Here is a 14776-nt window from a genome sequence, read left to right on the forward strand (position 1 = left end):
ATGGACCCAGTTACCCTTGCTATCGCCGGTGCCGTCGCCACTGGTATCGCGACCCGTGCAGGAGAGTCCGCCGGCACGGCACTGAGCAACCTGACCCGCCGTGTCCGCGATCGATTTCGCGACAGGCAGACTGTGCTCGAATCCGAGGAGAAGGTCGCCGCCGCCCTTGAGGCGGAGTTCAGTCGGGATCCCGCGTTTCGTCAGGACTGTCTTGGCTTGTGGAACCAAGCACAGGCCAGCTCCGTCGCTAATTCCTTCACGGGGCACGCCAACAAGGTGATTCAGGCCCGCGACATCCACGGTGACATTACCCTCTGAGCCCTGTTCAAGGACAGGTCAGAGATCCGAGTTGATCTACTTGGCTCTCGCGATAGGCCTGGTGAATACGGCGCGGCCGCGAAGCGGTCCTGGTCCCGTCACGGCAGAACCTGGAGCAGGTAATCGGCCAGCTCGCCCGGCCGGGACAGCATCGCCATGTGGCTGCCGCGCATGATGCCGAGGTGCTCCATCACGTGGCGGCGTACGAAGTCGGGAGGAAAGAGGCGGTCACTGCGGCAGTGCAGGTACTTCGTCGGAACGTCGGGCCAGCGGCCAGCGACCAGGGCTCGCGGCCCGCCCGCCCCATGCTCGTCTTCTCGGCGAGCGCGCCGTCGTGGGCCAGTACTCGTTCGGCCAGCTCGTGTGGGACGTCATGCAGGTAGAGCTCGTAGTCGTCGATGCCGGACGAGGGTCGGCCGCTGCGTGTCCACCAGTCGCCCAGCGCCTCGCCCGGAGTCATCGGCGGGCACAGCTACTGCGCGACGGCGAGCGCTTACGTTCAATCGCTGAAGGCGGCTGTCAGGCCCTCGGCCTAGGCATGGACATCAGCCGTCGGCCTGGCGTAACCGGGTATGGCCGGGCGGCCGGGTCAGGTCGGCCGCGGGTACCGGCCGGGCCTCCGCCCGCGCGATGCGCGCCTTGACGTCGCGGAAGTGCAGCCGCATGGCTTCCTGGGCGGCCTCGGCGTCCCGAGCTCGAAGCGCCGCCACGATCCGGCGGTGGTTGACGACGATCTCCGCGCTCCGCTCCTCCGGTGGGCCGAGTGTCGGCTCGACCTCGTGGTAGACGTCCCAGAACAGACCGATCAGCTGCAGCACCAACTCGTTGCCGCACAACTCGTACAGCAGCGCGTGGAACGCCCGATCGGCTTCCGGGTCCCGATCCATGCCATTGACCAGGGCGTCCAACGCGGCGAGCCGGGGGGCGCTGGTGCTCTGGGCCACCTGGGCGACCAGCCCGGTCTCGAGCAGTTCGCGGACCTCGACCAGATCCTGGAGCGCGCGGATCCCGCCGCCCGGCCCCGACCGCACCCGGAAGGCAAGCGACGGGGTCAGTACGTCGAGCGACGCGTGCCCGACGAACGTCCCATGTCCGTGCCGGATCTCGACGATGCCCAACGCCCGCAGGGCCCGTACGGCCTCGCGGACGCTGTTGCGGCTCGCCCCCAGCAGATCCATCAATTGCACTTCGGTGGGCATCGGTGAGCCGGGGGCCAGTCCGCGCTCGTGGATCATGGCGATGATGCGCTCCTGAAGCGACATGCCGTCACGCATACGCATGCTGCCCCCAGGCTCGTCGAAGACCGTATGTCCAAACATCCCACCTCTCGATCTCGGAAGGCCAGGCGGGGCAGGAGATTTTACGCCGACGACACAATCGGGCCACCGGACAGACGTTGCTCGTTCTCGCTCCTCGCCGCCTTCAGCCCAGCCGGCGCCAAGGCGCGGCGATGGCGCCCACGTGACCCCGGGAGCGCCATCGCCAAGCGGCTCGTGTCCTCTCAGCCGACGTGATCGAACGGCAGCCGCAGGCCAAGCTGACCGCCGATCGGGAGGTTGAACCGTCGGATCAGGTCCAGTTCGGTGCTCGCGAGGGCGCGCCGGTAGACGCGTACCTCGTCCAGCGTCCCGCGGAAGCGGTCCACACCGTCCAGCCGCTGTCCGACGTGGATCCCCTCGAGCCCGAACTCCTTGCCGAGGGTCACCGAACCGGCCGGCGCCGCCGCCGACGAGACCTGTACGCCGTCCACCAGGAGCCGGAGCTCGCCACGTACCCGCTGGAGCACCACGAAGTGCCACTGCCCGTCGTTGTACGCGCTCGTCGACTGCACGGTCACGTTGAACCGGTCGACGGAGAGGACCGCCCGGATGCGGTTGCCGGCCGGTTCGGCCCGCAGCCACAGCGCCGGCGGGTTGGTGCCCCTGTTCACCCGGTGGAACCAGAGGATCGTGTGCGCGCCGGTCTGCTCCGAATACCGGATCCAGGAGCTCAGCGTGAAGTCCTTCGCACCGAGGTCGATGCTGTCGTTGAACGGCACCTCCACCCGGTCGTCCACCCGGTCCAGGGCCAGCCCGCCGCCGAACCGCCCAGCGGTGGTCTGCGCACCACCGCGGACATACGCCTGGTTGCGGTACGGCGAGTTGTCCGGCGTCGTCGGGCCGGGCGCCGGGGGGCCGGGGATGCCGGGCGGGGTGCCGTTCGGCGTCTCCAGGTACGCCTCGTTGAACCGCGTGAACCGGATCTGCTCGTACGGCGTGATGTTGCCGGCCTCGTACATCAGGGCCGCCTCGTCGCCGTCCAGGCGCACCATGTCCGAGTACGCCGACGGGCCCCAGTAGAAGACCTTGCCCTCGTCCCACGTCTCGAAGCGGCGCCCCTCGTCGTAGGACGACCGGATCCCCATCGCCTCCCGGGCGCCCGGGTGCATCGGCGCGGAGAAGAGGATGCGCTTTTCGCCGAACCGCAGCAGCGACGCCTGGATGTCGGTCGTCGCCAGCGCCGGCATGGTGCGGAACGGCGCGTCCCATGTCTCGCCGCTGTCGCTGCTGGTCGCGTACGCCCGGCTGCCCTCGTCGGTGCCGCGCTCGCGGGCCGAGGCGTAGATCCGCCCGTCGGTGAGCTCGACGACGGTGACTTCCTGGGCGATGACCGTGCCGTCGTCGCGAGACGTCTCGGCGCCGATGTTCCAGGTCACCCCGCTGTCGTCGCTGTAGAGCAGGTGCGTGCCGTAGACGTGCTTGCCGACCCGGTCCCAGCTTTCGAAACTCGCTCCGACGACCAGCCGGCCGGCGTGCGGGCCGAGCTTGAGCTGGATGCCGTGCATCGGGCCGGTGGCGTACCAGAAGTTCCACTCCGGACGCTTGCCCTCGGTCATCTCCCTGGCCGCCGACCAGGTCGCCCCGTGGTCGTCACTGAACTGCACCCAGGGGTCGCGGTCACAGCCGTTCGGGCACGGCTCCCCACCGTTGTGGGTGCTCACCAGCACGACCCGCCCGGTACGCTCGTCAACGATCGGCACCGGGTTGCCGTGGGTGGTGCCGTTGCCCTCCGAGATCACCTGCAGCGGTCCCCAGGTCCGCCCGCCGTCGGCGGAACGGCGCAACACGAGGTCGATGTCCTCGTCGTCGCCGCAGTCCTTCACCCGCCCCTCGGCGAACGCCAAGACCATGCCGTTCGTGGCCCGCACCACGGCGGGGATCCGGAAGCAGCCGTACCCGAAGTCGCCCTGCTTGTAGAGCACCTGCTCGTCCACGAACGGTGCGGTGTCGCTCGCTGTGCCGGCCTGGAAGGTCTCCGCGGTCGCCGGCGCGCCTAACCCGCTGACGAGTAAGCCGGCGAGCACCACTACGGCGCCCGCCCGGCGGCGCCAGGGGCGCCCGGTACGGACCTTTGGGGGGTGACCATCGTGCATGTCCTTGCCCTTCCTGACAGGAGACAGTCATGGAGGGGACATCCTACGTCCAACGTTGGATGTTTAACAGATGATGAATGTAGGATGTTCGCGAGTGAGCGAATGTGTCCGCGAGCTGATCGTCCGGCTGGCCCGAGAGAGTCCACGGCGGGGACATCGGCGCACTCGCGGTGCTCGCTCAGAAACTCGGTTTCGGTTCTGTGAGCTGGGGTTTTGCTGCGCGATCAGGCCTGTGGGGCTCAAGAACTCGAAGCACTCCAGCGCGGAGCCCCTCGTCCGGCAGCCGCCATGCCCGCCTCGGCGGCCGACTCGCCGATTGGGCGTCGCACCTGGCCGTGGGTGGGCTCGGGACCTGGGCGGTCGGTTATGGGCTCGCGTAGTCCAGCGGCGACCTGGTACGTGCGCGGTCGCCCTGCGTACGCGCCGGAACCCCCTCCCGCCGTGGCAGACTCATCGAACGACCGGACGGACCGGCCGCTCGATCGGCCGTTCTCAACCAGCGAGGGGGACGCACGATGGCCATCATCATCGACAAGATCGCCTGGATCCACCTGCGGGACGGCAGAATCCTCAGCACTCGCTCACGCGGCAAGGACGTCTACTACCTGCCTGGCGGCAAGCGCGAACCCGGCGAAACCGATCTCGACACCCTCGTTCGCGAGATCGATGAGGAACTGTCCGTCGCCATCAACCCCGCCACAGCCACCCACGTGGGCACTTACCAGGCGCAGGCACACGGCCACGCCGACGGTGTTGCCGTGCAGATGACCTGCTACACCGCCGATCACCACGGAACACCCACTCCCAGCAGCGAGATCGAAGAAGTCATCTGGCTGACGTACGCCGCCCGCGATCGTGTGGCCCCCGTGGACCAGATCATCTTCGATCACCTGCACGAGACCGGCCAGCTTCACTGACTCAAGAACCGCTTTGAAGCGGGCGAGCAGCGCGTACGCCCTACGGGGTAGCGGCCGAGACGATCTGGGAGATGCGCTGGTGAGACAGTCGCATGGCGCTGCCCGCGTCGCGGGTGGTCCATCCCTGGGCGATGAGGAGGCGGGCGGCGTGGCGTACCGCGTCACGTTCGGCCTGCTCGGCGAGCATGCGCGCCTGGCGGGCTTCGATGACGGCCGCCAGGGCGGCGGCGGCCTCCGGGTCTCCGGGGATGACGCGGAGGCCGATCGTGCCGGGTTCGTCCTTGAGCAGGTCGACGATGAGACCGCCGATGTTTCTCCTTACTTCGACCCAGTTTGCGCCTTGGGCCTGGATGGTGTGCCCGCCGGGCAGGTCGGTGGCGGTGGCGGTCCATTGCTTTCCGGTGCGGGTAACGGTGACGCGGTAGGTGGTGGCGACCTCGAGGTCGGCGTCGGGCACGGAAAGGAGGTCGGGCTGGTCGAAGATCGCATCGTTTGCCGGGTCCATAGTCATCAACTCTGGATCTCCGGTCAGCCTGTTGTCTAGATGGCTTGCCAAAAATTGGCTAATCGAATTGCCATCAGCGGATGTCGTAACTGATATGGGTGACTCTGTCGCCGGCCACGATGCGCGGGTTCTCCATCATGGTGGTGGGGACCTTGTGTTCTCCGAAGAACCGGATCCCGTCGCCGAGCAGGACCGGAGCGACGTACATGTCGACCTGATCCACCAGCCCGGCGCAGACCGCCTGGCCGGCGAGATCGCCTGCGGAGAGGGAAATGGTGCGGTCGCCGGCCGCCTGCCTGGCGCGAGCCACGGCCTCTTCCAGGCCGCCGGTGACGAAATGGAATGGAGCCTCGGGGTAGCGTCTCGGCCAGTCACCGGGGGAACGGTGGGTGAGGACGAAGACGTGATCACCCACGGCGGGCCGACCGCCCCAGCCGTCGGTGAGGTCGAACAGACGGCGTCCGATGATGGCCGCGCCGATGGCCGGCCAGGTGTCGCGGAGCAGATCGGCGCTGGCGGGAGCCGGTCGGTATCCGCCCTTCGGCCGGTACTGGTGGGGTGCGACGGTCAACTCCTGCGGGCCGTTGAAGTACCAATCGAACAGCGGCCCAACGCTGTCGTTCCGATCGGCGATGAAGCCGTCCGCGGATACGGTCGCGCCGACGATCACTCTGCTCATGTACTTCTCCTGTCTGGTCGTGCCTGCTCAGTCGTCAACCGCCAGGACACGTCACCAGCGGCCTGGTCCGGTTACGCTGCCATCGCCGGCCCGTTCCTTCGGTCAGCGAGGGGATCTGGTTCGGTGGTCTGCGAGGGGAGGCTGGATGCTGCCTGGTGAGCGGCCGATCGGGTCAGTCGTGGATTCGGGTCATGGCTTCGTAACCGCCGTCGATCACTCTCACCTCCCGACTCGACTCCAGCATGCGCGCACGGCGGCCGGCGGACATCCGTACCGGCCACGTGGTCACCACCTGGAGGCCACGTGCCCGGCCACGTGAGCGGGCCCGAGATCTCGGCGCGGGAGGCCGAGGTGCTGACGGCGCTCGGCGCCGGACTGTCCAACGCCCAGATCGCCCGTGGCATGCACATCTCCGTCCGTACGGTCGAGGGCCACGTCTCCTCGCTGCTGCGCAAGTACGGGGTGACCGACCGGCAGGCGCTCGCCGCGCGCGCCGCGACCACCGATGAGACGATCACGCCGCCCGGGACCATCGCCGGCCTGCCGCGCCCGCGGACCAGTTTCGTCGGGCGGCGGGACGAGGTCGGCGCCGTGCTGACGGCCGTGGCGGACGGCCGGCTGGTGACGCTGGCCGGGCCGGGCGGGGTGGGCAAGACTCGCCTCGCCGGAGTGGTCGCGGAGGAGGCGGCGTCGCGATATCGCTACGGCGCGGCGTTCGTCGATCTGGTGCCCGTACGAGACGGTCTGGTCGGGCAGGCGATCGCCGCCGTGCTGGGCGTGTCCGAGCATGCCGAACAGCCGGTGGAGCAGGCCGTCGTGGCCCGGTTGCGGCGCGGCCCGTCGCTGCTGGTGCTCGACAACTGCGAGCATGTGCCCGACGCGGTGGCCGAGTTCGCCGAGCGGATCCTGGCCACCTGTCCCACCACGATCCTGGCGACCAGCCGGGAGCGGCTCGGGCTCCCCGGCGAGCGGGTACACCCCCTCGCGCCGCTCCCGCTCGGTTCGGACGCCGAAGAGCTGTTCCGGGACCGCGCCGAGCTGGCACACCCCGGCCACCAACTAGACCCGGCGACGGTGACGGATCTGTGCGCCCGGTTGGACGGTCTGCCGCTGGCGATCGAACTGGCCGCGGCGCGCAGCGCCTCGCTCGGCGCCACCGGGATGCTGAGCGGACTGGGCGACTACCTGCGGTTGCTGGCGGGAGGTCGCGGGGCGGTGGTACGGCATCGGTCGCTTCGAGCGGTGATCGGCTGGAGTTACGACCTGCTCGCCGAGGACGAGCGCGCCGTGTTCCGGCGGCTGAGCGTGTTCGTCGGCGACTTCGACCTGCCGGCCGCCATCGTCGTCGCCGGCCTGCCCGCCCCTGACGCCGCCGACCTGCTGGGCAGGCTTGTCGACAAGAGTCTGATCCGGCACCGGCAGGGCAACTGGCAGCTGCTGGAGACCATCCGCGCGTTCGCCGCCGAACAGCTCGACGGCGACCCGGAGCGCGACCTGGTGCGGCGGCGGTACCTGAGCTGGGCCATCGACACCGCGACCGGCCTCGCGGCGCGGCTCGGCGAGAACTGGCATCCCACCTTCGACAGGGTGGCGGGTGACCTGCGCGCCGCACTGGCGACGGCACCGGACACCCATGAGCTCATCCGGCTGCTGGCCCGGCTCACCTTCGCGCGTGGGTACCTGCGCGCGTCCACCGACTGGTACGAGCGCGCCGCCGGTTGCGCGCCGACGCCGGCGGAGGCGATCGACGATCTCGGCCACGCGGCCGACTGCGCGCAGGTGATCAACGACTCAAGCCGGGCGTACGACCTGTGGCTGGCCGCCGCCGACCGGGCCCGCGCCGCAGGCGACGGCAACGCTCGTGCCGTCGCGCTGGCCCGCGCCGTCGAGCTGGCCGGCCGGTTCCCGGTCACCTTCCGCAGTCCGATCCCGTACGGGCGGCGCCGCGAACTCCTGGACGAGGCGACCGCGGCAGGTGATCACGACGATCCGGTCGTCGCCGCCCGGCTGGCCTGCGCGGCCGCCTGGACCGCCGACCCCGAAGTGCTTCAGCCCGATTTCGACCTGGCCGCGGCCGCCGTCAAGGCGGCACGGGTCACCGGCGATCCGATCCTGATCAGCGCCGCCCTGGACGCGGCGCGTACCGTCGCGACCAACGACGGCCGTGGCCGCGAGGCGCATCAGATCACCAGCGAGCGCCTGGAGTTGCTGGCCGGCCCGGATCCGCACAGGCCCGCGTACGTCGCCGAGATCGACGACGCCCAGGCGCTCGCCTGCCTGGACGCCGTGGCCGCCGGCGACCTGCCGGCCGCGCGTACCATCGCCCGGCTGATCGGTACCGGCGACCTGTCCGGCGACAGCGCGTATTTGACCGCCAGCAAGACCATTCCGATGGTCGTCCTCAGCGGCGACCTCGACGAGGCCATCCGGCTCGCCGACGCCATGTGGGAGGGCTGGCAGCGCGCCGGACGGCCGCGGATGTTCTGGATGCAGGTCACCATGCCGTACGTCATCCTCGCCCACGGCCTGCGCGAAGACCGGGACAACGTAGAAAGGTGGCGGAACCGCGCCGCGCAGAGCGCCGCTCCCCACCAGAACGGCTCCTTCCAGTCTCGGCTGGCCCCGCTGACCACCTTCGTCGACGCCAGGATCGCGCTGCATCTCGGTGATCTGGACCGGGCGGCGGAACTGGCCGAGCACGCCTGGCAGTACCGGACGCGGGCCCGCTACCTGCCGTTCGCCCGCGCCGCGGCTGTCGAGCTCGCGGTGGCCGCCGAGCTTCCGCGTGCGGAAGCCGACCTGGCCGCGGCCGCTGCGGACACCGGGGACAACGACTGGGTCGCGGCCACCGTGTTACGGGCGACCGGCCGGCAGTACGCCGACCTCGACGCGCTGTCCCGTGCGGCCGAGTTGTGGGCCCGGATGGGCGCCCGCTTCGAGCACACCTGCACACTGAAGCTCTCGGCGCGCGACCCGTAGGGGCCATCTAAAGACCGCGCCCGCCTGGCATGGCCGTCTGCTCGATGACGACCACCGGGATCTCCCTGGGCGCCTTTCGCTGATAGCCCGTGTAGTGCGGCCATATCGCGGTCATCGTCTCCCACAGGTGGGGCCGCTCGTCCGCGGTCGCCGGGCGGGCCACCGCGTCGAACACCTCGGCGCCCACCTGCACCCTGACCCGCGGCTGGGCGAGCAGGTTGTGGAACCAGAGCGGATGGTCGGCCGCGCCTCCGTTGGAGGCGACCACGAGGTAGCGGTCGCCGTCGCGGCCGTAGATGAGCGCGGTGCGGCGCGGTAGTCCTGAACGGCGGCCGGTGGTGGTGATCAGTAGGGTGGGCGCGCCGTGGAAGAGGTGGCCCCGGGTGCCACCGGACTCGACGTAGCTGTTGACGTGCCTGGCAACCCACTTGGTCGGGCTGTCAGTCGGCTCCTGGCTCATTGGGCCACCCTCTTCGTGGCTCATCGGGCCGCCCCGCCCACGCGGCGATCGGCCCACTCGCGTGCCTGCGCGAACCAGCGGGGCGCGGTGCGGTGCGCGTTCAGCACGTGCCCGGTGCCGGGGACCACGATGGCCTCCAGCCTCGCGCGCGGGCCGTAGAAGGGGGCCTCCTGACTTCTGAGAGCGGCGGAGGAGGAGCGGGCTCCGGCCAGCAGCTTGTCGTGCTCGCCGTTGACGATCAGTACGGGCGCCTGGATGCTCTTGTTGATCGAGGGCGGGGTGTAGGAGTCGCCGGGCGGGAAGACGTCGGTGGTCTTGGCGGCCTCGTCGGCGGCGATGACTTCGGGGTCGGCGTTGGGCCGGTGGTAGAACCAGGTGGCCCGAAGGCCCGGCCGGGTGGTGAGATAGCCGTCGTCGAGCCCGCGGTCGGCGAAGCGCGGATCGTCGGCGGCCCGGTAGATCCCCGCGCCCATCTGCTCGAACGCGGCCTCGTTGGGCACACTCGACTCGCCGGTCAGGATGACGCCGTCCACCTCCGCCGGATGCGCGGCGGCCAGGGTACGGGCAAGGGTCGAGCCGAGCGAGTGGCCGACCAGAACGACCTTGGCGAAGCGAGGGCCGCCGAGGCGCCCCTCGCGCAGTTGCCGGATGAGCTGGCGGATGACGATCTGGTGGGTGTCCTGCTGGAAGCGGGCGCTGGGCGGGTACGAGCTCGCGCCGGTGCCGAGGCGGTCGATGGCCAGCGTGGCGTACCCGGCGGCGGTCATGGTCTCGACGAACGAGGGCCGCCGCCGGTCCCCGCGCATCTGCCAGTAGGCCTGACCATAGAAGCCGCCGGGGATGAGCAGCTGAACGCTGGCGGCACGGCCGCGTGGCAGGCAGAGGGTGCCGGCCACGCGCTGGTCGGCGGCGCCACCGGCGGTCATCGCCACCTTGGCGCTGACGGTCCTGCAGGTGGTGGCGGCGTTCGCCGCCGCCGGGATCGTGGTCGTGGGAATCGAGATCAACGCCAGTAATGCTGCTGCTGCCGCGATGCGCATGGAACTCCTTCATCGGTAACCAAATTTGGGTAACCAAATTTGGGTATCGAACTATGACTCATCGGCCTCCCCACCGTCAACTCGAATCCCGGTCGCTCAGGCCGGTTCGTCGCCCCGTTCCAACCTGCCGATCAGGCCACGGGTCCACGCCGCGTCGTTCGCCGCCTGCGCCGCGCGCAGGCCGAACAGCTCCCTCAGGTGCCTTGGCCGCTCTTGCTCGTCCATCGCGGCCACGATCCGCGCCTGCTCGACCTCCAGCGCTCGCAACCGCTCCTTGAGCAGCTCCAGCGCCTCCTTCTCAGGCAGGGCGGGCAGCAGCGCGAGGGCTGCGCCGAGCAGTTCCGGACGTCGGTCCGGCACGCTCAGGGCACTTCTCAGCAGCCCGAAGAACTCGGCCTCGCCCTTGTCATTGATGGCGTAGTCGATGCGGCCCGGCCACTCGTGCACTTCGGTGGCGTCCAGCAGGCCGTCCTTGGCCAGCTGGCGGAGAGCGTGGTAGATCGACCCCGACCTGAGCCCTGCCCACTGTGCGACCTCCCACGAATCCAGCTCGGATCCGACCAGGTAGCCGTGTGCCTGACCGTGTAGCCGTACCACGCCGAGGACCAGCAGTCGCGTCGCCGACATCGTCTCCCTCACTCGCCGTGGGCACGTCGTACCCACCGATCACGCGCCCGCCCCAGGCTAGCCCTCCGTGGAGCGGAGCCGGGACGGTGCTCCTTCAGGCCACTGATCCAGCGCCAGCGGTTCGGCGGGCGCCGGTGCGGGCCCTGCCATCCCTGCGAGGGTTGCGCCCGTTCGCCAAGCCGGGTGACGACCCTGGCCAGGGGAGGGAGGACGACGCGCTGAAGTACGGCGACCGACACCGACGGCGCGGCTCGGGGCAAGGGCGCCGCCCCGAGGTACGCGGCGGCATGGTGCCTGGTCTCAGACCGGACTGGAAGCCGACACAAGGCAGACCCGTACGACCACAGTCTGACCTGAAAGTATGGCCCGTGCTCCGACGACGCGGCGCACGCGGCTGCAGCATCGTTGGCCCATGACTTTCCCGACTCCGTCAATCGCCGTTTCGAGTCCTGTCCTACCCGGACGCTGGGTGGGCGGCGCCTCCCTCATCGTTGGCCCCCTGCTACTGCTCGCTGGGATCCTGCTTCGCCTGCGCTACGACTTCTTCTTCCCCGCGCAACTGAGCGCTTACGAGCACGATCCGGACCTCATGACGACCTCCTACAGCCTTGTCGCCGCCGGGTGGGTGCTGCTCTGGCCGGGAGTCGTGCTTCTCGCTGTCAGGATCGGCGAAGGTTTCCGGGAGCTGGCTGTATGGGGCGGCACCTTAACGGTCCTCGGCCTGTTCGCCCGGGCGTTTCATGCCGGTGTCGATCATCTGGACTTCCAGCTGGTGACCGTTCAGGGGGCCGCATCGGCGACGCGAACGGTGAGCGAGACCTACGGCGCGTTCCACGTCTTCAGCGCACTCAACGCCGCCATCATGGGCGGCTGGATTCTGCTGGCCATCGGCGCGTACCGCTCGGGGGTTTTCGGACCGCTACGGGCTTTGGCCCTCGGCTTGGCATCGGCGATGCCGCTGGGGGTGCTGAAGGGGACGACTCCTTGGTCGGTCGCCGCCGCCGCGGGACTGTGCGTCGCGCTCGTCCCTCTGGGCGTGGCCACATTGCGCACCGGTCCGGTCCCGCGAACGACCACGGTGGCCGGCAGGCTCCTCCTGGTAGGCGTCGTGGGCATCGCCATGTTCCTCTTCGGACAGGCCGGATGATGGGGCGGCTTCGGGCAGGCCCGATGAATGGGCATCTGGGGCAGGCCGTATGAGCGGGGACCTTCGGGGAGGGCGGATGAGTGGGCATCGATATCGTCGTGCGATGCACATAGCCCAGTGGCGCCTGCGGGCACGCGAGCACCTGCGGACACGCGTTCACCTGGGGACACGTGCGCACCTGCTGGCACTCGACGCCTGCGTGGCGGCCGTCGTGGTGGCCGTGCACGTGTCACTGGCCAGCCAAGACGACTCGGACGGCTTGCCGCAGTTCTCCGGTCCGTGGTGGCTGGGCTGGCTGGTGGCCGTCTGTGTGGGAGCGCCGGTGGCTGTGCGGCGCCTGTGGCCTCTGCCTGCCCTGGCCGTGGTTCTGGGCGCTTCGGCAGCGGCGACATTCCTCGATATCACCCGCGATCCCTACGTTTCCACGGCCCTGGCCGCCTACGTGGTGGCGCTCGCCGAGCCGGTACGCCGGGCTTCGGCGGCGCTGGTCCTGACCCTGGTGGTCTCGGCAGCCGCGGTCATCACAGGTGAGGCGGTCATGACACCATCCGGTCCGTGGTCGGAAGCCGCCGGCACCGCGGCGCTCGTCTGGCTGGTCATCGGCGCGGCGTGGGCCGCCGGCCGTGTCGTGCGCCAACGGAGAGCCCGAGCCGCCCGACAGGAGCGGCGCCTGGCCGAAGAGGCGCTGAGCGAGGAGCGCTTACGCATCGCCAGGGAGCTGCACGACATCGTCTCGCACAGCCTCAGCGTGATCGTGGTCAAGGCGGCGGTCGCCAACCATGTGGCCGAGGAACGTCCCCAAGAGACGCGCGACGCCGTTCAGACGATCGAGCAGACCGGCCGGGAGGCACTCGCTGAGATGCGGCGTGCCCTGGGGGTGCTGCGCGGCGAAACCGCCGGTCAACACGCGGGCGAGCCCAGCTCGGCGAAGATGGCTCCCCTTCCCGGACTGGATGACCTGCCGGCCCTCATCCAACGCGCCGAACAGGCGGGAGTCCGTACCAAACTCCGCACCCAGTTGGCCGTCCACCTCCCCGCAGGGCCGGCGCTGGCCATCTACCGGATCGTGCAGGAGGCCCTGACGAACGTGGTCAAGCACGCCGGCACCGGAACCCACTGCCTGGTGACGATCACTGTCGACTCGCGAGGAGACGCGCATATCGAGGTGGTCGACGACGGAGCCGGCAACGCGGTGGTGTCCGATGGGGCGGAGCTCAAGGGCGGGCACGGACTCGTGGGGATGCGCGAACGCGTGATGATGTACGGGGGGACGTTGGCCGTCGGCCCGCGACCCGGCGGCGGCTTCGCCGTGTCAGCTCGTCTCCCGCCCGAACCCGAGCACAACACGGCCACGAGCCGGAAAGAGGGAGCCGCGTGACCGAACCGATCCGGGTAGAACCGGTCCGGGGGGAGGGGAGTGTGTCCGAGCCGGTCCGGGTGGAGGGGGGCGTGTCCGAGCCGGTCCGGGTGGAGGGGGCCGTGTCCGAACCGGTCCGGGTACTCGTCGCTGATGACCAGTCGCTGCTCCGAGGCAGCTTCCGGGTTCTTATCGACACCGCCCCTGGGTTGACCGCAGTGGGCGAGGCGAGCAACGGTGCCGAAGCCGTAGAGAGCGCACGACGACTCTGCCCGGATGTGGTGCTGATGGATATCAGGATGCCCGGAATGGATGGCATCGAGGCGACCCGGAACATTGCCAGATCTCCCGAGACAGCCGGGACACGCGTTCTCATCCTCACCACCTTCGACCTCGACGAGTACGTATACGGTGCGCTGCGGGCCGGGGCGGCCGGGTTCCTCCTCAAAGACACCTCTCCCGATGTCCTGCTGGCAGGCATCCGCACGGTCGCCGCCGGTGAGGCCCTTCTCGCACCGTCGGTGACCCGACGCCTGATCGCCGAGTTCGCTCGTCTTCCCCATGGACACCAGGCGCCGGGCACCTCGCTGGACGATCTCACGGAGCGCGAGCGTGAGATTCTGGTGCTCGTGGCACGTGGGCTCTCCAACGCCGACATCTCCGAATACCTGCACCGCAGCACCGGCACCGTCAAGACGTACATCGGCCGGCTGCTGAGCAAGCTGGGGGCGCGGGACCGCGCGCAGTTGGTGATCAGCGCTTACGAGTCAGGGCTGGTGAGCGCCGCTCATCCATCGACCGATTCCTGAACCCGATCGCACCCGTGAAGTTCGCATCCTCGCCTGTTCGGTGTTTGGATGTTCGCCCGTACGCGCGTGATGTCCGCATCCTCGCCTGTTCGCCCGTACGCGCGTGATGTTCGCATCCTCGCCTGTTCGCGCGTTTGCCCGCGTGAGGTTCGACGTTCGCACGCGCGATGTTCTGTTGAACGTACGCCTGTTCGCACCCGTGAAGTTGGCCCGTTGCTCCGTTGCTGCGTTGGCCCATTCGCCTCTTCGCGCGTTTGTCCGTTGGCCGGTTCGCCTCTTCGCGCGCGACGTTTGCCGATCGCGACGGGTTAGCTGCGCAGCCGCCGCAGACCCGGTCTCTCGGCCTCCTCCGGAAGCTGACGTAGGCAGCCGGCGCGCCGAAGACACCCGTATGGGCAGCGCCTCTTAGGTGTAGGTCGTTGCGATGCCTCCGCCTCTGGTGTCGCCACGATCTCTGCCGCAGCACGTCAGCGGGTAGCCGCGCTCAGTAGCCCATCCAGCACCCGGGCCCCGCAGCCCGCAGCCC

Annotated in this window: 14 protein-coding genes; 6 read left to right on the forward strand and 8 right to left on the reverse strand. The window is 69.6% G+C overall.

Annotated elements, in window-relative coordinates; translation table 11 throughout:
* Positions 1-318 (forward strand): hypothetical protein, encoded by a 318-nt coding sequence (locus AB0C30_RS07575; RefSeq protein ID WP_357940688.1) that lies wholly within the window; start codon positions 1-3, stop codon positions 316-318.
* 190 nt (positions 319-508) lie between these two features.
* Here the strand turns inward: AB0C30_RS07575 and AB0C30_RS07580 are convergent, their stop codons facing one another.
* From AB0C30_RS07580 to AB0C30_RS07590, 3 genes are all read right to left on the reverse strand, one after another.
* Positions 509-778 (reverse strand): hypothetical protein, encoded by a 270-nt coding sequence (locus AB0C30_RS07580; RefSeq protein ID WP_357940690.1) that lies wholly within the window; start codon positions 776-778, stop codon positions 509-511.
* Positions 779-863: 85 nt separating this feature from the next.
* Positions 864-1598 carry a FadR/GntR family transcriptional regulator gene (locus AB0C30_RS07585; RefSeq protein ID WP_357940692.1) on the reverse strand — a complete coding sequence of 245 codons (735 nt, stop codon included), beginning with the start codon at positions 1596-1598 and terminating at the stop codon, positions 864-866.
* Between the two features lie 221 nt (positions 1599-1819).
* Positions 1820-3730: a sialidase family protein gene (locus tag AB0C30_RS07590; RefSeq protein ID WP_357940694.1), complete on the reverse strand. Its 1911-nt coding sequence runs from the start codon at positions 3728-3730 to the stop codon at positions 1820-1822.
* Between the two features lie 515 nt (positions 3731-4245).
* Between AB0C30_RS07590 and AB0C30_RS07595 the strand changes: the two genes are divergently transcribed.
* A complete protein-coding gene (locus tag AB0C30_RS07595; protein ID WP_225289157.1) occupies positions 4246-4647 on the forward strand; it encodes an NUDIX domain-containing protein in 402 nt (133 codons plus the stop codon).
* A gap of 40 nt (positions 4648-4687) precedes the next feature.
* Here AB0C30_RS07595 and AB0C30_RS07600 read toward each other — a convergent pair whose 3' ends face one another.
* Both AB0C30_RS07600 and AB0C30_RS07605 read right to left on the reverse strand, forming a co-directional pair.
* A complete protein-coding gene (locus AB0C30_RS07600; RefSeq protein ID WP_357940696.1) occupies positions 4688-5152 on the reverse strand; it encodes a hypothetical protein in 465 nt (154 codons plus the stop codon).
* A 73-nt stretch (positions 5153-5225) separates the two neighbouring features.
* Positions 5226-5831, reverse strand: a complete 606-nt coding sequence (locus tag AB0C30_RS07605) for a dihydrofolate reductase family protein (protein ID WP_357940698.1) — start codon at positions 5829-5831, stop codon at positions 5226-5228.
* Positions 5832-6134: 303 nt separating this feature from the next.
* Here AB0C30_RS07605 and AB0C30_RS07610 point away from each other — a divergent pair, with 303 nt between their 5' ends.
* Positions 6135-8810: a LuxR C-terminal-related transcriptional regulator gene (locus AB0C30_RS07610; RefSeq protein ID WP_357940700.1), complete on the forward strand. Its 2676-nt coding sequence runs from the start codon at positions 6135-6137 to the stop codon at positions 8808-8810.
* Positions 8811-8817: 7 nt separating this feature from the next.
* Here the strand turns inward: AB0C30_RS07610 and AB0C30_RS07615 are convergent, their stop codons facing one another.
* The 3 genes from AB0C30_RS07615 to AB0C30_RS07625 form a co-directional block, all read right to left on the reverse strand.
* Entirely contained in the window at positions 8818-9270 is a 453-nt protein-coding gene (locus tag AB0C30_RS07615; RefSeq protein WP_357940702.1) for a nitroreductase family deazaflavin-dependent oxidoreductase, read from the reverse strand.
* A gap of 20 nt (positions 9271-9290) precedes the next feature.
* On the reverse strand, positions 9291-10310 hold the full coding sequence (locus AB0C30_RS07620) for an alpha/beta fold hydrolase (protein WP_357940704.1): 1020 nt from the start codon (positions 10308-10310) through the stop codon (positions 9291-9293).
* Between the two features lie 96 nt (positions 10311-10406).
* The gene (locus AB0C30_RS07625) at positions 10407-10937 is read right to left on the reverse strand and encodes a PadR family transcriptional regulator (protein WP_357940706.1); all 531 of its coding nucleotides are present in this window, start codon (positions 10935-10937) and stop codon (positions 10407-10409) included.
* Positions 10938-11406: 469 nt separating this feature from the next.
* Between AB0C30_RS07625 and AB0C30_RS07630 the strand changes: the two genes are divergently transcribed.
* The 3 genes from AB0C30_RS07630 (at position 11407) to AB0C30_RS07640 (ending at position 14250) form a co-directional block, all read left to right on the forward strand.
* Positions 11407-12084, forward strand: a complete 678-nt coding sequence (locus tag AB0C30_RS07630; RefSeq protein ID WP_357940708.1) for a hypothetical protein — start codon at positions 11407-11409, stop codon at positions 12082-12084.
* Positions 12085-12187: 103 nt separating this feature from the next.
* A complete protein-coding gene (locus AB0C30_RS07635) occupies positions 12188-13462 on the forward strand; it encodes a sensor histidine kinase (protein ID WP_357940710.1) in 1275 nt (424 codons plus the stop codon).
* A 101-nt stretch (positions 13463-13563) separates the two neighbouring features.
* Positions 13564-14250, forward strand: a complete 687-nt coding sequence (locus AB0C30_RS07640) for a response regulator transcription factor (RefSeq protein WP_357941479.1) — start codon at positions 13564-13566, stop codon at positions 14248-14250.
* Positions 14251-14776: the final 526 nt, after the last annotated feature.

The organism is Nonomuraea sp. NPDC048901 (assembly GCF_040649695.1).
Taxonomy (GTDB): Bacteria; Actinomycetota; Actinomycetes; order Streptosporangiales; family Streptosporangiaceae; genus Nonomuraea.